Origin of the sequence: Paraburkholderia sp. EG287B, assembly GCF_040965595.1 — a bacterium.
Lineage (GTDB): Bacteria > Pseudomonadota > Gammaproteobacteria > Burkholderiales > Burkholderiaceae > Paraburkholderia.
This window is the reverse complement of the sequence record NZ_JBFRCG010000007.1, coordinates 206,166-229,716: the sequence shown is the minus strand read 5'-3', so window position 1 is coordinate 229,716 and position 23,551 is coordinate 206,166. Positions and strand designations below refer to the sequence as shown.

General features: G+C 64.8%; 18 protein-coding genes. 5 read left to right on the top strand and 13 right to left on the bottom strand.

Translation table 11 applies throughout. From position 1 onward, the window contains the following. Positions 1-50: 50 nt before the first annotated feature. The 3 genes from AB4Y40_RS14410 to AB4Y40_RS14400 are packed head-to-tail and all read right to left on the bottom strand — an operon-like array spanning position 51 to position 2,470. Complete coding sequence (locus AB4Y40_RS14410) at positions 51-959, bottom strand: transporter substrate-binding domain-containing protein (RefSeq protein ID WP_368688258.1); 909 nt, start codon at positions 957-959, stop codon at positions 51-53. Then, positions 956-1,135 carry a hypothetical protein gene (locus AB4Y40_RS14405; RefSeq protein WP_368688257.1) on the bottom strand — a complete coding sequence of 60 codons (180 nt, stop codon included), beginning with the start codon at positions 1,133-1,135 and terminating at the stop codon, positions 956-958. Before AB4Y40_RS14405 ends, AB4Y40_RS14410 begins: the two co-directional genes overlap by 4 nt. A gap of 27 nt (positions 1,136-1,162) precedes the next feature. Then, entirely contained in the window at positions 1,163-2,470 is a 1,308-nt protein-coding gene (locus AB4Y40_RS14400; RefSeq protein ID WP_368688256.1) for an MFS transporter, read from the bottom strand. A gap of 204 nt (positions 2,471-2,674) precedes the next feature. Here AB4Y40_RS14400 and AB4Y40_RS14395 point away from each other — a divergent pair, with 204 nt between their 5' ends. Further along, positions 2,675-3,199 carry a nucleoside 2-deoxyribosyltransferase gene (locus AB4Y40_RS14395; RefSeq protein ID WP_368688255.1) on the top strand — a complete coding sequence of 175 codons (525 nt, stop codon included), beginning with the start codon at positions 2,675-2,677 and terminating at the stop codon, positions 3,197-3,199. Between the two features lie 37 nt (positions 3,200-3,236). Here the strand turns inward: AB4Y40_RS14395 and AB4Y40_RS14390 are convergent, their stop codons facing one another. The 4 genes from AB4Y40_RS14390 to AB4Y40_RS14375 all read right to left on the bottom strand — a co-directional run bounded on the left by AB4Y40_RS14390 (position 3,237) and on the right by AB4Y40_RS14375 (position 8,347). Continuing rightward, entirely contained in the window at positions 3,237-4,910 is a 1,674-nt protein-coding gene (locus AB4Y40_RS14390; RefSeq protein ID WP_368688254.1) for a S10 family peptidase, read from the bottom strand. A 136-nt stretch (positions 4,911-5,046) separates the two neighbouring features. After that, positions 5,047-6,684, bottom strand: coding sequence for a protease pro-enzyme activation domain-containing protein (locus tag AB4Y40_RS14385; RefSeq protein WP_368688253.1), 1,638 nt, complete (start codon positions 6,682-6,684; stop codon positions 5,047-5,049). Between the two features lie 363 nt (positions 6,685-7,047). Next, a complete protein-coding gene (gene galU / locus AB4Y40_RS14380; RefSeq protein WP_368688252.1) occupies positions 7,048-7,938 on the bottom strand; it encodes a UTP--glucose-1-phosphate uridylyltransferase GalU in 891 nt (296 codons plus the stop codon). 265 nt (positions 7,939-8,203) lie between these two features. Further along, on the bottom strand, positions 8,204-8,347 hold the full coding sequence (locus AB4Y40_RS14375; protein WP_165979327.1) for a hypothetical protein: 144 nt from the start codon (positions 8,345-8,347) through the stop codon (positions 8,204-8,206). Positions 8,348-8,546: 199 nt separating this feature from the next. On the opposite strand from AB4Y40_RS14375, the gene AB4Y40_RS14370 reads away from it, so the two are divergent. After that, positions 8,547-9,731, top strand: coding sequence for an acyltransferase family protein (locus AB4Y40_RS14370; protein WP_368688251.1), 1,185 nt, complete (start codon positions 8,547-8,549; stop codon positions 9,729-9,731). A gap of 169 nt (positions 9,732-9,900) precedes the next feature. Here the strand turns inward: AB4Y40_RS14370 and AB4Y40_RS14365 are convergent, their stop codons facing one another. The 3 genes from AB4Y40_RS14365 to AB4Y40_RS14355 are packed head-to-tail and all read right to left on the bottom strand — an operon-like array spanning position 9,901 to position 16,052. After that, entirely contained in the window at positions 9,901-12,387 is a 2,487-nt protein-coding gene (locus tag AB4Y40_RS14365; protein ID WP_368688250.1) for a glycosyltransferase family 4 protein, read from the bottom strand. Continuing rightward, complete coding sequence (locus AB4Y40_RS14360) at positions 12,384-13,850, bottom strand: flippase (protein WP_368688249.1); 1,467 nt, start codon at positions 13,848-13,850, stop codon at positions 12,384-12,386. Before AB4Y40_RS14360 ends, AB4Y40_RS14365 begins: the two co-directional genes overlap by 4 nt. Positions 13,851-13,880: 30 nt before the next feature. Further along, positions 13,881-16,052 (bottom strand): hypothetical protein, encoded by a 2,172-nt coding sequence (locus AB4Y40_RS14355; protein WP_368688416.1) that lies wholly within the window; start codon positions 16,050-16,052, stop codon positions 13,881-13,883. Positions 16,053-16,463: 411 nt separating this feature from the next. Here AB4Y40_RS14355 and AB4Y40_RS14350 point away from each other — a divergent pair, with 411 nt between their 5' ends. From AB4Y40_RS14350 to AB4Y40_RS14340, 3 genes are read left to right on the top strand one after another with little or no spacing between them, the layout of a single operon-like run. Beyond that, positions 16,464-17,558 carry an acyltransferase family protein gene (locus AB4Y40_RS14350; protein WP_368688248.1) on the top strand — a complete coding sequence of 365 codons (1,095 nt, stop codon included), beginning with the start codon at positions 16,464-16,466 and terminating at the stop codon, positions 17,556-17,558. A 37-nt stretch (positions 17,559-17,595) separates the two neighbouring features. Next, positions 17,596-18,639, top strand: coding sequence for a GDP-mannose 4,6-dehydratase (gene gmd, locus AB4Y40_RS14345; protein WP_342918708.1), 1,044 nt, complete (start codon positions 17,596-17,598; stop codon positions 18,637-18,639). Next, the gene (locus AB4Y40_RS14340) at positions 18,626-19,582 is read left to right on the top strand and encodes a GDP-mannose 4,6-dehydratase (RefSeq protein WP_368688247.1); all 957 of its coding nucleotides are present in this window, start codon (positions 18,626-18,628) and stop codon (positions 19,580-19,582) included. The genes gmd and AB4Y40_RS14340 overlap by 14 nt, the downstream gene beginning before the upstream one ends. An 81-nt stretch (positions 19,583-19,663) precedes the next feature. On the opposite strand, the gene AB4Y40_RS14335 is transcribed toward AB4Y40_RS14340, so the two are convergent. The 3 genes from AB4Y40_RS14335 to AB4Y40_RS14325 are packed head-to-tail and all read right to left on the bottom strand — an operon-like array spanning position 19,664 to position 23,551. Then, positions 19,664-20,821: a glycosyltransferase family 4 protein gene (locus AB4Y40_RS14335; protein ID WP_368688246.1), complete on the bottom strand. Its 1,158-nt coding sequence runs from the start codon at positions 20,819-20,821 to the stop codon at positions 19,664-19,666. A 31-nt stretch (positions 20,822-20,852) separates the two neighbouring features. Further along, entirely contained in the window at positions 20,853-22,073 is a 1,221-nt protein-coding gene (locus AB4Y40_RS14330) for a glycosyltransferase family 4 protein (RefSeq protein ID WP_368688245.1), read from the bottom strand. Next, positions 22,070-23,551 carry a glucose-6-phosphate isomerase gene (locus AB4Y40_RS14325; RefSeq protein WP_368688244.1) on the bottom strand — a complete coding sequence of 494 codons (1,482 nt, stop codon included), beginning with the start codon at positions 23,549-23,551 and terminating at the stop codon, positions 22,070-22,072. Before AB4Y40_RS14325 ends, AB4Y40_RS14330 begins: the two co-directional genes overlap by 4 nt.

The window sequence follows — 23,551 nt, the reverse complement described above, 5'->3', positions numbered from 1 at the left end:
CGCCGCGTCAGGAACGAGATCATCTCATGGTTCGCACTTGCACACGGCAATCAGTCGAAGGCGCGATCGTTCGGCGCGGCATAGAGCGCGCGCAGTTGTTCGCTCATCGGAAACGCGAAGTTCACGCCCTTGGGCGGCACCGGCTTCTCGAACCACTTCGCGTACATCGCATTGATTTCGCCGCTCTTCATGAGCGCCGCCATCGTGTCGTTCACGAGCTGCCGGAACTCGGGGTCGCCGTTGCGCATCATGAAGGCATAGGCCTCCGACGATTGCGGCGTGCCCACGATCACCCATTCGGAAGGCTTCGCTGTGAGCGAGCGCGTGCCGGCGAGCAGCACGTCGTCCATCATGTAGGCCACGGCGCGGCCCGACTCGAGCGTGGTGCGCCCCTCGCCATAATCGCGCGCGCTGATGACGCGCATGTTCATCTGCTTGTCGATGTTCATGCGCCGCAAGATACGCTCGGACGTCGTGCCCTGGTTGGTGAGTACGGTCTTGCCCGCGAGATCGGCGAAGTCGTGAATGCCCGAGTCCTTGCGCGTGAGCAGGCGCGTGGTCGCGACGAAGAACGTATTGGAGAAGCTCACCTGGGCCTGGCGCGCCTTCAGGTTCGTCGTGACGCCGCACTCCAGGTCCACGGTGCCGTTCTGCACGAGTGGAATGCGGTTTTGCGAAGTGACGGGAATGAAATGCACCTGCAGGTTCGGGCGCTTCGTCCTGAGCTTGACTGCGTCGATGACCTTGTCGCAGATGTCCTGCGAAAAGCCGATCACCTGGTTGTCGCCGATCACATAAGAGAACGGCACCGAAGTCTCGCGATAACCAATGGCGATGATGTTCGCCGAGCGGATCTTCTCGAGCGTAGGCTGCGCGACCTGGGCGGCCGCGGGCTGCAGCAGAGAGAGACACGGCACGATGGCCCAGCAAGCCAGTGACAGCCGCTTCAGTCGGTTCATGGGTCGGTCCTCGTCGTCACGCTTCGTCTGCCGCTGTTATTTCGCGCGGTCGAAGCATCCATTTGTCGCCACAATCGATCATCGCGCAACATGTGGGAAATACCACGCGTTTCCCGCGATGTTAAGCCGATCATGGAAAAAAGCAGGCGTGCATGGCCGCTGCTTTCATCGCTCATGCTGCGCAATCGTCACGGTGAATGCGATCAGCCGTTGACGAGCTTCCTCGGCTGCAGCAGCGCCAGTACCGCGCCCAGCACCATGGCCGCCGAAACGCAGTACATGCCCGCGTTCGTGCTTTGCGTCACGTCCTTCATCCAGCCGATGATCGACGGGCTCACGAAGCCCGCGAGATTGCCGATCGAGTTGATCATGCCGATGGCCGCGGCCGCCGAGCCGCCCGCGAGAATCGCGCTCGGCCAGGTCCAGAACACGGGCATCGTGGCAAGCATGCCGGCCGCGCCCACCGAAAGCGCGAGCATGGCGAGCGGCACGTTGTTGCCGAACACGGTGCTCAGATACAGGCCGATTGCCGATGCCAGCGAAGCGATCGCGAAGTGCCAGCGGCGCTCGCCCGTGCGGTCGGCGCTCTTCGCGACGAACAGCATGCTGAACACGGCGCATGCGTACGGAATGGCGGTGAGCAGGCCCACGTCGAGCACGTTCTTCACGCCGCTCGCCTTGATGAGCGTAGGCAGATAGAAGCTGATGCCGTACAGGCCCATCATGCAGCAGAAGTAAATCACGGCCATGAGCCACACGCGCCCATTGGCGAACACCGCGCCGATCGATGCGTGGCCCTTGCCCGCCTGGTCCTGCGCGATATTGCGTTCGAGCACGGCCTTCTCGTCGTCCGAGAGCCAGTTCGCCGCGCGAATGCCGTTGGGCAGATAGAAGAGCGTAATCACGCCGAGCACGAGAGAAGGAAGCGCTTCGATCAGGAAGAGCCACTGCCAGCCCGTCCAGCCGTTCGCGCCGGTGAAGGCCGAGAGAATCCAGCCCGAAAGCGGGCCGCCCAGCACGCCCGCGATCGGAATGCCGATCATGAAGAGCGCATTCATGCGGCTGCGGCGCGCGGCCGGGAACCAGTAGGTGAGATACAGCACGATACCAGGGAAGAAGCCCGCTTCGGCCACGCCCAGCAGGAAGCGCACGAAATAGAACTGCGTTGGCGTCTTCACGAGCAGCGTGGCCGCCGACAGCACGGCCCACGTAATCATGATGCGCGCGATCCACACGCGCGCGCCCACGCGGTGCATGAGGATATTGCTCGGGACTTCGAAGAAAAAATAGCCGATAAAGAAAATGCCCGCGCCGAGACCGTAGACGGTTTCGCTGAACTGCAAGTCGCTCAGCATCTGGAGCTTGGCGAAGCCTACGTTCACGCGGTCGAGATACGCGGCCACATAGCAAAGGAAGAGAAACGGCAGCAGACGCAACGTCGCCTTCGAATAGGCGCGCGTCTCGAGATTTTGTAATGCGGCCTTCGACTGGCCACCGGCGATCGTATTCATGGTCTCCAACATGGTGCAAATCCAGATGCCGCACAACGGCGCACGGCACGATGCAAAGTGCATGATCGTAGCGAGAGGCAACAAATGTTGTCAATCGTCTGTAAGCAACAGGAAGATGGACGAACCCTCACTGGCCCGGGACCAGGCGCTAGAATCGTCGAACCGGGGTCTCGACGAACCCCTTGCACTGGAGGACCGCGCGCCATGAATTCGACCCCGTTGCCCCGCCGCCCGCGCGTGTATCTCGCCGGCTTCGACGTCTTCCGGCGCGATGCGCTCGAGCACGGCGCACGCCTCGTCGCCGCGTGTGCGGAATTCGGCTTCGAGGGCGTCTATCCGCTCGATGCGCAGGCGCCCGCGGACCTCGACGGCCCGCGCAAGGCCGCGTGGATCTATCGCGCGAACGTCGAATCGATCCGCGCCGCCGATATCGTGATGGCAAACGTCAATGACTTTCGCGGCCCCGGCGAGCCCGACTCGGGCACCGCCTTCGAGATCGGCTATGCGGCCGCACTCGGCAAGGAAATCTGGGCCTACTCGTCCGACCAGGGCACGCTCATCGAACGCGTGCCTTCCGTGCCCGACGCGCAGGGGCGCGTGTGCGACCGCGGCTATCTGGTGGAAGATTTCGGCCTGGCGAAGAACCTGATGATCGCGTGCGCGGCGCGTCTCGTGCAGGGCGACGCGCGCGCGTGTCTCGAAGCCATGGCGCAGGGGCGCACGCCATAACCGCGTGCAAACGCCTGCGCCGGTGCCTGCGAAAGAATCAGTGATGCATGGTGCTCATCGTGCTCATGCGCTGGAGCGCGCGAATGCGCGCCACCGCGGGGCGGTCCGTCACGGCCACCTGATAGAGCTTCGCGAGATCGGCCTTGAGCGCCGTGCGTGAGCCGGCGTCGAGATACACCATGTGACCCGAAGGATAAAAGCGCGCGCTCAGGTTGTCGCGCACCTTCTGGTCGAGCAGCGGCATCTTCTGCAGGTCGATCACGGTCTGGTAGAACGGCGTGACGAAGTCGTAGTAGCCGTTCGCGGAAAGCACGCGCAAATCCGGATTCAGCGCCATCACTGCCGCGAGATCGCCGGCCGTGTAAAGCACGATATTGCCCTGCGCGTCCACGCCCTTTTGCGCGCCCGTCGGATCGATATGACCGAAGTTCCAGTTCTTGAACGCCTGGTCGTTCAGGTCCGTGAACGACGAGTTCGTGCGGAACTTGAGCTGCTCATTCAGGTAGCTGTTCCACATCGCCGTATAGACGCCGCTCACCGCCGTCATGGTGGGATCGTTGCCGCCCGAGTTGGGGTCGATATTGCCGGCAATGCCCGTGTCGATGGCGGTCACGCGGCCGTCGTACGAGCCGAGCGCCACGCCCTTGTCCTTCAGGAGCGAAGTGAGAAAAAGCGAATTGCCGCGGCTGTCGTACGAGGCGATGTCGAGATTCCACGACTCCAGCGTTTCCGTGTCGATGCCCGTGTATTGCGACAACGTCTTGAGCGTGGCAGGAATGCTCTTGTCGTTCGGATCGGGAAACTTCGAGAGCGCCTGCACGTAATCGGTGCGCGCGAATTGCGCGACCTGCGCGGCGAACGCCTGCAAGTCCTTCGGCGCGGGCGTCACGCCGAGGCGCTTGTGGTACCACGCGTCGGCGGCCGCCGTGGGCAGCGCGCCCACCGGATTGCCGCTTTGCGTGTAATCGAGAATCGACGACTGCAGCGTGATGCCGTTCAGATCCACGCCGTCCTCGTGCAGCCGGTAGGCCAGCACGCAGCTACGCGCCGTGCCATAGGATTCGCCGTAGAGAAACTTTGGCGAATTCCAGCGATCGTTCGCCGTGAGGTAGCGCTTGATGAACTGCTTGAGCGAATCCGCGTCCTGATCCACGCCCCAGAAGTCGCGGTTGTGATGCGGCGCGATCGCGGCCGAATAGCCCGTGCCCACCGGATTGATGAAGATGAGGTCGCTCTTGTCGAGCAGGCTGTCCGGATTGTCTTCGAGCGTATAGGGCGCGGGCGGCGTGAAGCCCGGCATCGAGGTCTTGATGCGCTTGGGCGCGAACGAGCCGAGCAGCACGAATACGGAAGACGAGCCCGGGCCGCCGTTGTAGAAGAATGTGACGGGACGGTCCTGCGCCTGCACGCCGTCCTTCGTGAACGCCACGTAGAAGATCTTGGCGTTGGGCTGCGAGCTGCTCGGATCGACCGTCACGAGGTGACCGGCCGTTGCCGTATAGGTAATGACTTCCTTGCCGATCTGGATGGCGTGATGCGTGACCGCGGCGTTCTCGGTCATGTCGGTGACGAAGTCGTCGGGACCGTTGCCGTAAGCGGTGGGATCGAAGCACGGCTGGTCGGCCTGGGAGCGATGCTTGCCGTTGCCGCTCGCGGGGCTGGCCCCTTGAGCACCGCCGTTGCCCTTGGTGGACTGCGCTTCGTCGTTCATGTCGTCTCCACTTTCTGTGTGTGTGCGTTTGAGACAGTGAATGCAACTTCGAATGCAACCTCTCATGCAACCCGCATCGCGCCCGCCGCCTGGCTCTCGTGTTCAACTCGCGTCGCGGCGGCGTGCCGCGCTCATCCTACGCCGAGCCGAGCGCGGTTGCCACCTTGCTGCCCACCGGCGTGCCGAGGCCCGTGCAGGCGTCCCAGCCCGGCGCCGCCGAGAAGTCGCCATTGCTGCCGCTCGTCACGTCGTTGAAGGCGCCGGGCTGCGCGTAGAGCTTCGCGTTCGCGAAGCCCACGGGCGTGCCGCGCGCCGCGTTGATGCGCGCGATCAGCGCCGCCCACAGCGGCGCGACGGCGCTCGTGCCGCCCACCACCGTATCCGCGCCCGCCACGCGCACCTCGTAGCCCGTGGCGGGATCGGCGTCGGCGGAGACGTCGGGCACGCCGCGCCGCACCAGCGCGCCCGCCCCGCCGCTGCCGCGCACGACGCGCAGGCCTTTTTGCCAGTCCGGCAGCGCGAACGTCGCGCTCACGCCGCCGCCGGTCGCGCCGTTATCGCCTTCGCTCCACACGGTTTCCTGCGAGATGCGTCCGTTCGACGCCGCGATGTGCGTGCCGCCGCAGCCGAGCGCGTAAGGGCTCGACGCGGGAAAGTCGACATGATCGGCGCCGTCGCTCACGCCGTCCGACGAGCCGCTGTCGCCCGAAGCCGCGCACACGGTCACGCCGAGCGCGACAGCCGTTTGCAGCGCGTCGTTCAGCGCGCCGAGCGTTTGCTGCGACCACGCCGACTCCGGCGCGCCCCAGCTGATCGAGATGACTGAAGGCTTACGCTGGCTGTCGTGCAGCGCGGCGCTCACCGCATCGACGAAACCTGCCTCGCTGTTCGGCGCGAAATAGACGGCGATGAGCGCCCCTGGCGCCAGCGAACCGGCGATCTCCACGTCGAGCGTGACTTCGGCGTCGGGGCCGTTCGGGTCGCCGGTCGGCGCGTTCGTCGCCTGATCGACGGACACGTCCTCCACGCGCGGCGCGCTCACCCCCAACTCGTTGAAATACGCGCTGAGGTCTGCCGTGTCATAGCCGCCGCCCATTTCGATGACGGCAATGCACTGGCCGCTGCCGTCGCCCGCGGGAAAGCTGTAAAGCTCCGCGAGTTGCAAAGGCGTGAACGATCTGGTTACCGCGCGCGCGGCGCGGATAGGCGGACGGATCGGTGCACCGGGTGTGCCTGGCGCGTCTGCCGGCGCGTTGGTCAGACTCGTCGGCACGATGCGAAAGTGCGGCTGCGCCTTCGCGCGATTGTCGAGCCCCACCACGGCGGTGACGACCTCGTGCATGTCTTCCGGCAAGTGCAGGGGGCCGCTCGGCTGGTGAAAGTGATGGGTGGTTTTGCCGACCTGATGCTCGAAACGCTGCAGGTCGATGCCGAAGGCGGCGTTGTACTGCTGCACCGTGCCCGAGAGCACGACGCGGCGCGCCGAGCCGTCGGCCAGATCCACGGTGAGCCCATGCGCGCTCGCGAACTGCTCGACACGTTCGATGTCGGCAGCGCTGGCGCCAAAGCGCCGCTCGTATTCCTCGCGCGAAACTGGCTGCGCGGCGGGATCGTTCGCGGCGAGCCGGTCCACCAGCTCGTGAAATTCTGCCGACGCCTGACGCCGCAGGATCAGCACGATCCTGAAACGCTCCGCCGGGTCGCAAGCGCCGACGCACTGCGCGCCAGCGGGCGCGGGATGTTCACTGCCTGCCACGGGAAGGTGCCTGGTCATGGACGGTTGCTCCTCCTTGAAGCGCGTGCCTGGATTCTGGCCTTCGGACACGCGTTGAATGACGGGAGTTCCGCGCGCCAAACCGGCCCGGAATGCCGTACAGAATCGTTGGGATATTCACGCAGCATGGCCGCCGCACGAGCGGCCCGCCACGCAGCACGAACGCAAACGACGCGCTGAGCGCATTCGGCATGCCCGCCAGAACCGTTATACACCGGTGACGATTGCAAAGTTGTCACGGCGACGCGGGAAGGCCAGGTCGCGGAGAATGTCGGGAAGTGATGCGAGATGGGCGAAACGCGCGCCGGCGTCGAGCCCGCGCGCTTGAAGTACCCCGTAGCGTGATTGTGGCGCTATGGAGTTTTATGCTGCAGCGGGCAGCGCCGCCGGCAGATGCGCTTGCAGATAGGCTTCGAACTCGTCCTTGACCTCCGGATGGCGCAGCGCGAACTCCACCGTCGCCTTGAGGTAGCCGAGCTTGCTGCCGCAGTCGAAACGCGTGCCCATATAGCGGTACGCGAGCACCTGTTCTTCGGTGAGCAGCGACTGCAGGGCGTCGGTAAGCTGAAGTTCGCCGCCTGCGCCCGGCTTCAGTGCGCGCAGATGTTCGAAGATCGTGGGCATCAGCACGTAGCGGCCCACGACGCCGAGATTCGACGGCGCGACTTCCGGCGCCGGCTTTTCGACGATGCCCGACAGCTTGAACACATCCTCTTCCCATTCGCGGCCGTCGACGATGCCGTACGACGCGCTGTCTTCACGCGCGATCGATTCGACGCCCACCACCGAGCTGTGATAGTGATTGAACGTGTTCACGAGCTGCTTCATGACCGGCGTGGGGCTGTAGAGCAGGTCGTCCGCGAGAATCACGGCGAACGGCGCGCCGCCCACGAGCTTTTCCGCGCACAGCACGGCGTGGCCCAGACCGAGCGCCTCGGCCTGGCGCACGTAGAAGCAGTCCACATTGGCTGGCTTGATGCTGCGAACGACGTCGAGCAGCTTTTGCTTGTTGCGGGCTTCGAGTTCGCATTCGATCTCGTACGACTTGTCGAAATGGTCTTCGATCGCGCGCTTGCTGCGGCCGGTCACGAAGATCATTTCGGTAATCCCCGCAGCGATCGCCTCTTCCACCGCGTACTGAATGAGCGGCTTGTCGACGATCGGCAGCATTTCCTTCGGGCTCGCCTTGGTGGCGGGCAAGAAGCGCGTCCCAAGGCCTGCAACAGGAAATACCGCTTTGGTTACTTTCAGCATGATGTCCATTCCCAGATCGTTCGTTTGAGTCTCGGTCTCGCAGCGAGGCAAGCCGACTTCCCCGAGGTTCTGCCGTGGCAGATTCTTGTGTTGAATGAGATTGTTTAGCGCCTTTTAAGGAATAAAAAAAGGCCAATAAATTCGGATGACTCGCTTCCGGCATAACACCGGAAATTATTGCCACTCACACAGAATAATTCCAACCGGATCGGCATGAATTTCCTGTTCCGTCTTGTGTCAATGACGCGTCTTGTTCGGGCGCAGTCTACTCCGCCTCGTCGACGGGCGGCAAGGCGCCGGAGCGCGTGCGTGCGCGCCGGATGGGCTCATTGCGCAACGCCTCGCGATACGCGGACACCCCCACGAGTATCAACAGCACGGCCACGCCGGCCAGCAAGTGCAGGTTCATCGGATTCTCCAGCGACCATAGTCGATCACACTCAAACTAGCATTCCAAATTCGATAAATAAACCGCTTTGTTTTTCAATCCATTTATTTCTCCATTTCTCATTTCATCATGAATACATTTTGAAAATCTTTTCCTTACTTCCCTCGCGCGCGCGCCCCTAAGATCGCCGGGTACTCTCCCCAAGGACCGGCTGACACCGATGAGCGATCCCGTACTCCAAACCGCCATGCCGCCTGCATCCGCCCTGCCCGCCGCCGCTGCCTCTGCAGCGCGGCCCGTAGCCGCGGCCCGCGAGCTGGCCGGCGAGCATCTGATCGAAGCCCTGCGTGGCTTTGCGGCCCTGCTGGTGGCGTATTTCCATTGCCGCCAGGTCACCTGGATCGGCATGGGCGCGTTCCACCAGCTGCATGCCAGCCTCGCGAGCCCCGGCACCGTTGCCGCGTGGCTGACGTTCCCGATTGCGTGGGGATCGGCGGGCGTGCCGATTTTTTTCGTCATCAGCGGCTATTGCATTCACCGCAGCGGCGCCGCGCGGCTCTTCTCGAACCCCGATTTCCGGCTCGACGCGCGGCAGTTCTGGCTGCGGCGTTTCGTGCGCATTTATCCGGTGCTGCTCGCCGCGTTGCTGCTCACGCTGGCAGTGGATTCGGTCAGCCTCTCGCTGCTTCCGGTGAGCCACAAGATCAACGAGATCGGGGCGCGCGATTTCTTCGTGAACCTGTTCTCGCTGCAGGGCGTGGCCGGTAAGACGTATGGGTCGAACGGCGCGCTCTGGACCCTTTCGCTCGAAGTGCAGTTTTACTTGCTGTATCCGCTGCTGTTCGCTGCGCGGCGCCGGTTTGGCCTGAATGTCGTGCTTGCCGCCGTGGCCCTCATCAACGTCGTTTCCGCGTTGACGCTGGAGCGGCACGACATCATCGTTTTCACTTCGTACTGGTTCTCGTGGATGCTCGGCGCATGGATCGCCGAAGTGCGTTTGCGCGGGTCTTCTGGCTTTCGGTTCGCCTATCCTGCTGCGGCGCTTTTCGCTGTCGCCGGTTGCGTGGCGTTTCACTTCGGGCAGTTTGGGGCGTTTCAGCTCTGGGCCTGTGCGTTTGCCTGCTATCTCGTCAAAGCGCTTGCGCGGCCTGCGCCTGCTTCCCCTGGCTTTCTGCAGTCGCTGTTCTCCAGGATCGGCGATTTCAGCTACTCGCTCTATCTCATTCACTTGCCGCTCTTCGTATTGCTCGGCTCGCTATTGTTCCGCTCGGAGCTGCAGACTTCGATATGGCCTTCGTTTGGGTTCACGCTGGCCGTGATTCCCGTTGGATGGGTGTTCTATCGGCTTTTCGAGAAGCCTGCGCTTAATGCTGCTGCTCGGCTTCGGAAGCGGGTTGTCGCTTGATCCTCTTTGGCCACTTTGGCCTTTCCTTGTTTTCGCGTCGGTATGCAAGTGTGTAGTGGTCAAGCCTCTTTGGACACCCACAAAGGGGCAACACCTGCACACCGACGCGAAAACAAGGAAAGGCCAAAGCGGCCAGAAGCCGCGAAAAAAGGCCTAAAAGCGCAAAAACTTACCTGCCCCGAGCAACAACCCCATCCAGCACCCGCTCGACGGCATCGACATACTGCTGCTTCCCAAACCGCGCCCGGGCAGTAGCCAGCCCTTGCGCAGCAAGCCCATCCCGCAACGCCGCGTCGTCGTGCAACCTGCCGATAGTGGCAGCCAGTTCCTTCGCATCACCTGGCGTACAGAGCAGCCCGCTCTCACCATGCTCGACGATCTCAGTCACACCACCATCACGAGAGGCAACGACCGGCCTTTGCGCCAGCATCCCCTCAACGACCACCCGCCCAAACGGCTCAGGCGTAATAGACGTATGCGCGATCACATCCACGGCCCGCATGCAAGCCGCAATGTCATGCCGGAAGCCGAGAAAATGCACACGCTCCTGCAGCCCGTTCGCTTCGACGAACGCACGCAGCTCCGCGGCATAAGCATCCTCACCAAACAGTGGCGCTCCCACGAGCACAGCATGCGCACGCGGCTCGTCGAGCAACGCTTCGAGCAGCACATGCTGGCCCTTCCAGCGCGCAAGACGGCTGAAAGCACCAACCAGGAACGCATCCTCGGGCAACCCGATCTGCGCCCGCAACTGAGCCTGCGGCACCCGCGCAAGCGCACGGAAAGGCGATTCATCCACGCCGTTGTGCACCACGTCGATACGCTTCGTGTCGAAGCGCGTGAGCTGCGCGAACACCTTCGCCGATGCATGCGAGTTCGCAATCACGTGCGCGAGTCCCAGCTTCGCGCAGCCCTTGATCACGGCACGCTGCACGCGGCCGAAATGCTCGTCGCTAACAATGTCGCGCAAATGCCAGACCACCGGCTTGCGCGCGAGCTTGCCCGCGAGCACGCCGATCACCATGGCACGCTGCGTGTTGGCGTAAAGCACGTCGGCTTCGCGCGCGCGGCGGCGCGTCTCGCGCACGAGCGCGGCGATGCCCGCAAGCACGCCCAGTCGCGGCGCGGTGCCGCCATCGCGGCGCACCTTGTTCAACGCGCCCGAATCGAGCACCTCCACGCGCGCACCGGCCTTGTCGAGCGCCTCCCTGAAGGGACCGTCGTTGAAGAGCAGCACGTCGATACGCGAGCGCAAGCCCTTCACCACTTCCAGCAGCGATAGCTCGGCGCCGCCCAGCACGCCGCTCTGGTCGATGGCGAGCACGCGCGGCGCTTCCGCTGCGTCCGCTTCGATCTCGTACGGAGCCGCGCCGTGTGCCGAGCCCGCCTGCGCAATCGCCGGCACCGCCTTCGCCACGCGCGCGAAGAATTGCTCGCGGAAATGCCGCGAAGAAAAGCGCTCGGCATTCGCGCGGCAATCCTCCGCGCGGAATCGGCCTGGATCGCTTTCGAACGATTCGACCGCATCGATGATCGCGTCTGCGTTTTGCTCTTCGAAGAAGAGGCCCGTGGGGCGCGAACCGGTGTCGCGCACCGTTTCGAGGGCGCCGCCCTTGCCGAATGCAATCACGGGCGTGCCGCAAGCCTGCGCCTCGACCACGGAAATACCGAAGTCTTCTTCCGCTGCGAACACGAACGCCTTGGCGCGCCGCATGCGGTCGTGCAGGACGGCGAACGGCTGATAGCCCAGCACTTCCACGTTGGGCGTCGCCTTCGCGCGTACCTTGTGCATGTCGGGGCCGTCGCCGATCACCACGAGGCGCCGCTCGGGCATGCGTGCAAACGCCTCGACGATCAGGTCGATCTTCTTGTACGGCACGAGCCGCGAAGCGGTCAGATAGAAGTCTTCCTTCGTGGTCTCCAGCTCGAACGCGTCGATGTCCACGGGCGGATAGACCACCTCGGCCTGGCGCTGATACACCTTCTGAATGCGCCGCGCGATGAACTCCGAGTTGGCGACGAACTGGTCCACCGAATTCGCCGTGCGCACGTCCCAGTTGCGGATGTAGTGCAGGATCAGGCGCGCGAGCATCGACTTCGGCCCGCGCGTGAGGCTCGACTCCTGCAGGTACTGATGCTGGAGGTCCCACGCATAGCGGATCGGCGAATGCACGTAGCTGATATGGAACTGGTCCGGTCCCGTGAGCACGCCCTTGGCCACCGCGTGGCTGCTCGAAATCACCACGTCGTAGCCCGACACGTCGAGCTGCTCGATGGCGAGCGGCATGAACGGCAGGTACGCGCGATAACGCTTGCGCGCGCCCGGCAGCTTCTGGATGAACGAGGTCGTGGCGCGCTTGCCGCGCAGGAACGTGCGGTCCTTCGCATCGACGAAGTCGACGACCGAGAACAGGTCCGCATCGGGAAAGCAGGCCAGAATCTGCTCGAGCACGCGCTCCGCGCCCGCGTAGGTCACGAGCCAGTCGTGCACGATGGCCACGCGCGGCGCACGGCCTGCGGCGAGCGCCGGCCGCAGTGGCCGCAGCGGCATGACGGCGCCCGACTCGGGGCGTCGCGGTTTGGTGGCGTCGCGCCGTTGAAGGGGCGCGGCGGCGCTTTCGGACGGCGCCGCTTCGTCGATCAGTTCGTGACTCATGCGCTTTTCCGTGAATTCAGTCGAAAGAGAAGGGAACGGGCGTAGCCGCGCAGCATCGGCGTGGTCGCAACCGACCACACCACGTTGGCAAGCGCGAGCACGACACCGGCGCCGATTGCGTACAGCGCGTCCGGCAGCCACCACGCAAGAGCGAGCGCAGCGGCGAGAAAACTCAGGTGGGCAAACATATCGACGATGATCGTGCGGCTATGAATGCGCGAAAGCCACAGCAGCACGACGTAGTCGAACAGGGCGCGAAACAGCACGGCGGCGGCTGCGCCCGGCAAGCCGAAGCGCGAAATGCCGAGCCACAGCAGACCGGCAAAGAGCGGCAGCTCCACGAGCCCGACGCGCGCAGCGGCGGCAGGATTGTTTTGCGACTGGATGAGAATGCGCGTCACGCCCGCCTGCCCCACGAGCCACACGGCGATGATCAGCACGCGCCCGACCGGCGCGCCATGCTCGGCGATCACGGGCCCGACCCACGCATGCAGGAAAGGCTGGAGCACCACGATCGCACCGATGGCGATGGGCGTGAACACGGCATTGAGAAACTGCAGCGACTGCGCGGCGATTTCATCGGCATGCTCGCGGCCCAGCGCGGAAAGGCGCGGAAACAGCGTGCGCACGAGCGCGTTGGGCACCATGTTCAGGCGCGTGACGAGGTTCTGCGGCACCGTGTAGTACGTGACGAAACGCGCGCCAAGGCCCGCGCCCAGCATCATGCGGTCGAGCGAATCCGCGACCATCGTCGTGATGCTCGCGACCAGCATCCAGCCGCCGAAATTGAAGAGCGCCTTCGAGGTATCGAGGCGCGGCCCGCGCACCTTGCGTATTCCGAGCACGCGCAGCGCCGAACGACCGAGCAGGATCGCGGCGGCGAGACGCGCGAACACGGCGGCGGCCAGCACGGTCTGCAGATTCGGTTCGTAGGCCCAGGCGGCGGCGAGCGGCAGCAACTGGAACAGGAACGTGCCGAGCGTCTGGTTCGTGTTGTAGATGCCGAAGCGCTCCGCACCGTTGATCGCGCCCGCGAACACCCACGAGACGTTCGCCACCGGAATCGCCACGGCGAGCCAGGGCAGCGCGAGATAGACTTCGTGCCGCAATTCGGGCGTCACGTGCGTGAAATACGCGGTATAGAGCGCGCCGCCCGAATAGATCAGCAGGCCGCCGATCGCGCCGGTCGTGAAGTTCAGCCAGAACGCGCTCCAGAACACGCGCTCGCAGGCGTCGGCGTCTTTCGACGCATACGCCTTCGAGATCTGGTTTTGCGCGGCCATGCTCATGCCGAGATCGAGCACGCTGAAGTAGCCGATCAGGGTCCAGACGAGCGCGATCACGCCGTAGCGCTCCACGCCGAGCAGGCGGATATACGAAGGCACCGTGACGAGCGACACGAAGGTCGGCAGCACGAGACCGAACAGATTGATTGCGACGTTGCGCAGTATGCCTTTATCCATTAGGTATCCAGTTGCGTGGCCCGTAGCGGGTCAGGCCGGTTTCCAGCGGTACATGAGCACCTTGCCGCGCGCGTCTTCCTCGACGAACACGAGGTATTCGCCGTTCGCTTCGCGATGCGCGGTGATCCCGAACGGCACGTCGACCCAGCCCGAGGTGTTGCCCACTTCCGCGCCGGGGCCGAAGGTGCCGATCTCCTTCGCGCTGTCCTTGTCGTACACGTGGACGTTGCCCGCGGGCTCGACCACGAACACGTACTGGCCTTCCACCGTGAGCCCCGCGGGCGTGACCGGCGGTTTCGCCTTCGGGTCCCACGGCAGGCGCAGCATGTAGTGCTGCTCGGGGTGGCCGCTCGACCACTTGTCGTAGCGCACCAGCACGCGCCCCGCTTCCTTCCAGAAGCCGGGCTCGTGGGGCGCATCGGCCGTGTAGCCCGTCACGTAGAGCGTGTCGGTCTGCGGCTCGTAGATCGCGCGATGCACTTCGGTGAACGGCTCGGGGACCGCGTACTTGTCGAGTTTGTCGTACGAGTAGATCGGGTTGCCCTTCGCGTCGAGCCCGCCAAAGCGGAAGCGCCAGATGCCCTTGTCGTCGCGCGCGCGCCAGATGTCGCCGCGCGTGTCGATCCACCAGCCCCAGCCGCCCGCCAGATGGTCGCGGCCCGGATTGCGCGTGAATTCGTCGGCGTCGAAGGCACCGTTGCCGTTCGCGTCGCGCCAGATCCAGTCGCCGCCGGGCGGCGGCGCGTTCGGCACGTTCTGCACCCCGCGGCCGCGGCCCGCGATGAAGCCCGACGGGATCGCGGTCTCGCCGTCGCGCTGCGCGTCGAAGCGGTAGATCTTCAGGTGGTCCGCGTACATGTCGGTGAGGAACAGGAACGTGTGCCCGTTCAATACGCGCGCGGTCGGCAGGCCCGGCCACTGGTCGGTGTGAAAGACCGGATCGTCGGGATAGCGGAACCGATTGGACAGGAATCCGACATATTTCCAGTCCTGCCCTGGCGGCTTCGACAAGTCGAGCTCGAAGCGCTTGTTGCCCGTATAGACGCTGTTGGGGCGCTGCGGGTCCACCCACGCGCCATCCACGAACAGCAGCCCTTCCAGGTTCCACAAGCGCTTGCCGGCAGGCGTATAGGCCTCCAGCGTTGCACCGAGACCCGCGCCGATGTTGTCTTCGTGCTGCGGCCCGACGCCGTTGGTCGAAACGTAGATGTTCCCGCGCGCGTCGGTGCCGACGCCCGTGAGGCCGTTGAAACGGCCCGGACCCGGCCGGCCCGCGACGCCCGAGAAAATGCCGCCGCGCTCGCCGAGCGTGGCGCTCTGCGTCCACGTCTTGCCGTTGCGCGTGAAGATGAGGATCTGCTGGCGCGGCCCGTTATCGGCGATCAGCAGGCGTTGCTGCGGATCGAACGCGAGATCCACCGGCACCGAATCGTCGGGCAGCGCGAGCGTGTCGTCGAGGCGCTTGCCGTCCGCCGAGTAATGCTCGACGCGCGCGTGCGCGGCGACCTTGCCCGCTTCGGCGCCCGTCAGCACCCACACCGACCCGTCGGCCGCGAGCGCGATGCGGCCCGGCGCCTGCACGTCCCATTGCCCCTTGCGCTGCATCGAGTTCGCGTCGTACACCTCGATGCGGTTCATCGGCGTGTTGCTCACATAGAGCGTCGAATCCGTCGCGGCGAGTCCGCCGATGTCGGCATGCGTGCCGGTGGGCACCTCGTTGATCTTCAGGAACGACGCGGAAAGCTGTGCATGCGGATTGAGCGGATCGGGTGAAGCCTGAAACGCGGCGGCGCGTTTGGGCTCGTCGAGCGGCCGGCGCGTGATGCCGTACCACTGGTTGCCCTTCGCAGGCCAGATGCCGCTCCCGACCAGATGACCCTTTTCGTTGCCCACGCCAACCGCCGCATACAGATAGCGATGATTCACGGCCACGGCGTTGCCGCCTGCGCCGCCCCAGCCATGCGTGCCGCCGGCGAAGCCGAGCGGCTTGCCGTCCTGGTACGCGCTGATCTCGGCGCCGCTCTCGTCCCACGGCGCGTTGGTGAACACCTTGCCTTCGGGCGTGACGGCGATGGCCGTCACGTTGATCTGCATCCACGTGCCCTGGCCGTTGCCAAAGCTATTGCCGATCCACGAGGTCGTCACGTTGAGTTGCGGCGCGGCGATGGTCTGAACCGACGACGTGCAGATAAACGTGCACATCGCGGCCAGTGCCAACGTCCTGCGCAAGCGGCGATCGGGATTCGATAACGGCAAGGCAAATTCCTCCGGTCTGATGACGGCAATCTGCCAGGATCATGCCGTACAAACCCGATGAAAAATCGCCTCCAAAAAAGGGAAAATAATTCAAAAAAATTCAGTATTTATGACCCATTTCCGAGCCATCCGGAAATAAATTCCCGAACGCCGATACCACGCCGAAAAGGCCGTGCGGTGCGGTGTTCAGCGAGGCCAAGCCCGATTTCCATACGGTAATGCGTATTTCATATCGCGCAAATTCCGGCATTCAAATTCAAAAATCCGGAATCAATATATTTCGGCTTTTTGAACATTTAATTCTTTCTAGAATGAACCGCGAAGCAATCGCGCTTGCATGAACCCACCGGAGAATCGATGACCGTTAGCCGCCCCGTCAGTCAACAAGGCCCCGCCGGCCATTCCCACCGCATCGTCCAGCTGGACGGTCTGCGTGCCTTCGCCGTGCTCGCCGTGTTCGCGCAGCACGCGTTGCGCGCGCCGCTGTGGATGGGCGTCGACCTGTTCTTCGTGCTGAGCGGCTTTCTCATCACCGGCATCCTGCTCGAGCGCAAGGCCCGCGGGCAATCGTATTTCAGCTACTTCTATGCGCGCCGGGTGCGCCGCATCCTGCCGCCCTACCTGCTGCTGCTCATCGTTTCGTCGCTGCTGTTCGGCTTCGGCTGGGCGCACTACTGGCCGTGGTACGCATTCTTCGCCACCAATATCGGCGACGCACTCGGCCAGAGCGGGCACGACAGCCTCAACATCCTCTGGTCGCTCGCCGTCGAAGAGCAGTTCTACATCGTGTGGCCCTTCGTCGTGCTGCTCCTGCCGCAACGGCTCATGGCCGTGGTGGCGGCCGCGCTCATCTTTGTCGTGCCCGTGCTGCGCGCCGTCGCGACGCCGTGGTTCGACTCGTACTGGCCGATCTACTACCTCACGCCGTTCCGCATGGACCTGCTGGCCGCCGGCGCACTGCTCGCCGTGCTCGTGCGCCGCGACCGCAATGCGCTCGAGCCCTTCAAGTGGCCCGCCGCCGTGCTTTTCTTCGCGGCGCTCGGCGTGCTGGCCTGGCTGCATCTGCACTACCCGCGCTTTCGAGGCATGAACACGCCGCTCTCGAACGCCATGCTCTATAGCGTTTCGCTCGTGCTCTGCACCTCCATCGTCGTGTTCGCGCTGCAGTCGAAAGGCATCGTGCGGCGCCTGCTGTCCAACCCGGTGCTCGTGTATGTCGGCACGATCAGCTACACGATCTACCTCATTCACCTCACGATTCTCTATGCCGTGTGGCCGCTCCATTACGGCCGCATCAAGAGCGCCGCGATCGCGCTCGTTCTCACGCTCGCTTATGCAAGCGCGAGCTGGTTCCTCTTCGAGCGCCGCCTCACACGCGGCCCGCGCCGCCGCTCAGCGGCTGAGCCGGTCGACCTCACCGCACGCGTGAGCCAGTCGAGCCCGCAATCGTAATTCCTGAATCCCGTTCGACACTTCAAAGGCACATCACATGAACGAACGTCGCAAAGCGATCATCACCGGCGTTTCCGGCCAGGACGGCGCCTACCTCACGCGCCTTCTGCTCGACAAGGGCTACAACGTCACCGGCACGTATCGCCGCACCAGCTCCGTGAACTTCTGGCGCATGAACGAGCTGGGGATCCTCGACCATCCGTCGCTCGATCTCGTCGAACACGATCTCACGGACGCGGGCTCGACCCTGCGCCTCGTCGAACGCGCCCAGGCGCAGGAGGTCTACAACCTCGCCGCCCAGAGCTTCGTGGGCGTGTCGTTCGACCAACCCGCCACGACCGCCGAAGTCACCGGCATCGGCGTGCTGAACATGCTCGAAGCGATTCGCGTCGTGAATCCGAAGACGCGCTTCTATCAGGCTTCGACCTCCGAAATGTTCGGCAAGGTCCAGGCGATTCCGCAATGCGAGGACACGCCGTTCTACCCGCGCAGCCCCTATGGCGTGGCCAAGCTGTTCGCGCACTGGTCCACCGTCAACTACCGCGAGTCCTACGACATCTTCGCGACGAGCGGCATTCTCTTCAACCACGAGTCGCCGCTGCGCGGGCGCGAGTTCGTCACGCGCAAGATCACCGACAGCGTCGCCAAGATCAAGCTTGGCAAGCTGAACATGCTCGAACTCGGCAACCTCGACGCCAAGCGCGACTGGGGCTACGCCTCCGAGTACGTCGAAGGCATGTGGCGCATGCTGCAGGCCGACGAGCCCGACACCTACGTGCTCGCCACCGGCCGCACCGAAACCGTGCGCGACTTCGTGAAGATGGCCTTCGCCGCCGCCGGCTTCCAGCTCGAATGGTCGGGCAAGGGCGAGCGCGAAACCGGCATCTGCGTCGCCACGGGCCGCACGCTCGTGCGCGTGAGCCCGCGCTACTACCGCCCCGCCGAAGTCGACCTGCTGATTGGCGACGCGACCAAGGCGCAGGAGAAGCTCGGCTGGAAGCCGCAGACTTCGCTCGAGCAGCTCTGCCAGATGATGGTCACGGCCGACCTTGCGCGCAACGAACGCCATGACACATTCTGATCCCGCTAGCCGTCCGCGCGCGCTCATCACGGGCATTGGCGGCTTTACGGGCCGCTATATGGCCGCCCGCCTCGCCGCGGACGGCTACCGCGTGTGGGGCACCGTGCGGACGGGCGAATCGCTGGACGCGGAAGCCTTCCCGTTCGGCGCCACCGCCATCGAAGCGGACTTGCTCGACCGCGCCGCGATCGCCCATGCGCTCGAATCCGTGCAGCCCGACGTGGTCGTGCATCTCGCCGCAGTGGCCCACGTGGCGGACAGCGACGTGGCGCGCACCTACGTCGTGAACGTCGTCGGCACGCGCAATCTGCTCGAGGCGCTCGCGCAGCAGGAGCATGTGCCGCGCGCCGTGCTGCTCGCCAGCAGCGCGAACGTCTACGGCAACGCCACCAACGGCGTGATCGACGAACAGGTCGATCCCCAGCCCGCCAACGACTACGCGGTCAGCAAGCTCGCGATGGAATACGTCGCGAGGCGCTTTCAGGCGCAATTGCCGATCATCATCGCGCGCCCGTTCAACTACACGGGCGTAGGCCAGTCGCCGGACTTCCTGATCCCGAAGATCGTCGAGCACTACGCACGCGGCGAGAAGCAGATCTCGCTCGGCAACCTGCACGTGGCCCGCGACTTCTCCGATGTACGCGACGTCGTGAACGCTTATGCGCGGCTCGTCGAAGTCGCGCCGCGCGGCGCCATCGTCAACGTCTGCTCGGGCACCGGCCAGACGCTCGGCGCGCTGCTCGACATGCTCGCGCGCATCGCCGGCTACGAGATCGAGGTGCACGTCGATCCGCGTTTCGTCCGCGCCAACGAAGTGCGTCAGCTGATCGGGTCGAATGCGAAGCTGCGTGCCATCGTCGGCGACAGCTCGCGCAAGCACCTCGAAGAAACCTTGCGCTGGATGTACGAAGAAGCGCGCGAACGTGTGCCCGAAACGCAATAGCGCCCTGCTCGCTTGCTCTGTTCTACAAATAAACCGCCGCTCTCCCGAGCGGCGGTTTTCTTTGGGTCGATCGACCCGCTTTCAGTGCGCGGCGATCGCTTCCGCGTAGACACCGGCCACGCGCTTCGCGATCACGGCGTTATCGAAGTGCTCGCGCGCATACGCCTTGCATGCCTCTTCATCCGGCAGCTTGATGCGGCCCGAGAGCGCGCCGTCGATGCCATCGGCGATCGCGTTCGCGCCCGTGCTCGGCAGCACGAGGTCTTGTGACAGACCCGCCACCGCCTCGGGCAGACCGCCTACCGGCGTCACCAGAACCGGCGTACCCGCGGAAAGCGACTCCACCGTGATCAGGCCGAAGCCCTCCAGCGCGACCGTCGGCACCACGCTCAGCGTGGCCGCGCGATAGAGCGCAGGCAGGTGCGCGTCGGGCACGAAGCCGAGCAGCTTCACGTTGTCGGCCAACCCGGCTTCGTCGATACGCTGCTGAAGTTCGGACTCCAGACGGCCTCGACCCGCGATCAGCAGGAGGACGTCCGGGTGGCGCTGCTTCACCATCTTGATCGCGTCGATCAGATCTTCGAGGCCCATGCGGCGCACGAGGCGGCGCACGGCGAGGATGATCGGGCGGCCTTGCGGCAGCTGGAGCTTCAGGCGCGCTTCCGCCGCCGTGCAGGCCGGGTCGAAATGCGCCGTATCCACGCAGCCCGGCACGATACGCACGCGCTCGGGCGAGATACCATAGCGGCGCGTGAGAATGTCGCCGAACGCCTTCGAGAGCACGATGAGCCGCGAGGAACGCTCATACACCGACTGCTCCAGCGAGTGCTTGATGCGCTGGCTCAGCGTGGCCGCGCCTTCCACGAAGCTTTCGTCGGCCCACGGCCCCTGGAAGTGCGAAACCTGCGGAATGCCGCGCGTGACGTCAAGCCCGGGGAAGGTGTAGAGCGCGAAGTGCGAGGAAATCACGTCGGGACGGTGGCGGCGAATCTCGCTGCGCAGCGCCCGGCGCGCGTCCATCAGGCGAAACGGCAGCGAGCGCGAAGCGGAGCCGAAGCCGTGAATCGCGCCGCCGCTGTCCTGGGCCACCTTGGGCGAGCCGGCAACGACGCCGCGCACGCGCACGCCCGCGCCGGGCAGCGCGCCGACGAGCGAGTAGTACATGCGGTCGAGACCGCCAGCGCGCTCGGGAAACCAGTGCATGCCGATCTGCAGCGATTGAATGGATTGTGTGGTCATCGCGTGTCCTTATTCTGCATGTATGCGGTTATCAGGGGGTTTCTGCGCGCTGGAGCGATTGACCGCCCGGCAGCGTCGCAGCAGCGAACGCGGGTTCTTCGCGGCGTACGGCCTCGCTCGCGTCGCCGGCCAGTTGCCGGTAGAGCGCGATGTACTGCGCGGCCATGCGCGCCCAGCCGAACTGCGTGGCCAGTTCCGCTGCCGCCTCGCCCATCGCGAGCCGGCGCGACGTGTCGGTGGCGAGCGTCTTCACGGCGTTGGCGAGCGCCGGCACGTCGTCGGGGTCTTCGAGCACAATGCCGCAATCGGGCGTGATGATTTCCGCGCCGCCGGCCGTGCGCGCGGTGACGACGGGCAGGCCCGCCGCCATCGCTTCGAGCAGCGAAAGGCTCATTGCTTCGTAGCGCGAAGGAAACACGTAGGTATCGACGGAGCGCATGAGCGTGGGCATCTCGCGCACGAGGCCGAGAAAATGCACCCGCTTCTCGATGCCCAGCTCGCGCGCAAGATCGGGATACGGGCTGCCCGGCAGGTAGCCCGCCACGGCCAGATGCACGTGCTCGGGCATCTGCTTCATGGCGTGCAGCACCGTGCCGAGGTTCTTGCGCGGCGTGCGCAGATCGCCCACGAACAGCAGCAGGAACGCTTCGGCGGGCAGCGAGAACTTCGCGCGGTCCGCGCTCGCGGCCGAGAAGCCGCGCGTGTCCACGCCGTTGTAGATCACGTCCAGGCGCTCGACAGGGTTGCCGCCCGACGCGCGAATTTCGTCGGCGACCTTGCGCGAAACGGCCGCGATGACGCGCGAGCGCCGGTACGCCCAGCGCTCCAGCACCGCATTGGCACGCGTGTAGACGAACTGGTAAGCGGACCACACGCCGCGCGTGAGACCGAACGGGTAGTACTTGCTGCGCGCCCAGCCGCCGTGCACGAAGTGTGCGGTGTTGACGTCGGCGTGCGCCCAGGTGATGAAGCCGTTCACATGGAGCACGTCGTAGGCGCGCCGGTTGCGGCGCAGCCACAGCGCGCTCTTCACCGCGAATACCTGCTGGCGCAGCAGGTTGGTGGGCCACGCGCGCGACGGCTGCACATTGACCCATTTCACCTTGGGGTGGGCGAGCAGCTCGGGCGCGACATGCGAGGCGACCAGCGTCACCTCGAACCCCTCGTCGAGCGCGGCGCGCGCGATTTCATGATTGACGCGGCCCTGGCCGTCATTGTGGCGCACGACATGCGTGACGATTGCGACTCTCAATCGGAGACCTCCGTGGTAAGGGCCTGGCGTTGCAGCTTCGCCCAGTGCCCCGCGCTGAGAATGGAAAACACGCTCGAAAAGAGCAGCAGGCCGCCGGTGCCCACTAGCGAGTTGGTGAAAACGAGCATGGCGAAGATCGATACCGCGAGGCTCAGGCACGCGCACACGTAGCGGTCCTCGGGAAAACGCATCGATACGCGCACCGCGCGCACGAGCAGCCACAGCACGCCCGACATGTAGAGCAGCGTGCCGGGCCAGCCCAGCACGAACGGAATGTTCATCACGCCGCTGTCGAAGCTGCCGTACTGGCCGAGCTGGCCGTTGTTGCTGGAGAGCTTGGTCGATGCGCCGGTGGCGCCGAGGCCCTCGCCCGTCACGTCGGTGAAGGCCTTCTTCGCGAAGTCGGCATAGAACTGGTTACGCGCCTCGTAGCTCTGGTCGTCCTTCAGGTTCACGAGCGTATTCAGACGCTGCTGCATGCGGTCCGCCACGGGACCGAAGGTGAGCAGCGGCACGCACACGCCCGCCAGCACGAGCGCGCTGACGATGATGCGAATGCGCACCTTGTTGCTCGACTTCATCAGCTGGATCACCATGGCGATTGCCCAGCCGCCCCAGGTGGAGCGCACGAGCGAGAGCGCGAACGAGAAGAAGCCGAACGCCGCCGCGATCCAGCGCACCCGATGCTTCGCGGCCATCACGAACACCATCGCGCCCATCATCGCGAACGCGAACGGGCCCGACGAGTTCATCGTGCTGAACACACGCACGCCGAGCGGCACGGGGTCGCCCTGCGAGTTCATGTCCGAGCCGATCATCCACATCGCATCCCATGGCGGCATGATGAAGAACTGCACGAGACCATACGCGCCCATCACGAGCATGCCGTAGATGAAGGTGTTGATGATGGTCTTGCTGCACTCGGGATACTGGCGCGTGAGCACCATGATGTGAAAGCCGATCAGGAACGGATAGATCCAGTTGGCAAGGTCATAGACCGCCGCGGCCGGGCCGCTGCCCACCACGCCCACCACGAACCCATAGCCGATGCCGAGCAGCGCGAGCAGGAGCGGCAGACCGCGCCGCTGCCCGAGGATCGGGTAGTAGCGCAGCAGCGAAATGCCGCTGATCATCGTGACGGCGAGCGGCGCGACCTGAATGAGGCTGGTGGGCGTGAAGCCGCCCTTGCCGTAGTCGGCGAGGCGCCGCACTTCGGGGCTCAGGAACCACAGCCACCACATGAAGCCGATATAGCGCACCGGGTTCACGAAGTAGAGCCAGAATCCCACCGCGATCGACAGCACGGGAAACGCCAGCGTCAGCACGGTGCCCTGGTGCGCGCCGATCAGGAGCGCCGTCAATAGCCACAACGCGAACGGCGGCAGCGTATCGCGGCTGAACAGGCCGCGCAGGCCGCCGCGGCGGCGGCCCGGCTGGCTCGCCGGCGCGGGTGCGGGGATAGCGGTCGTGACGTCCAT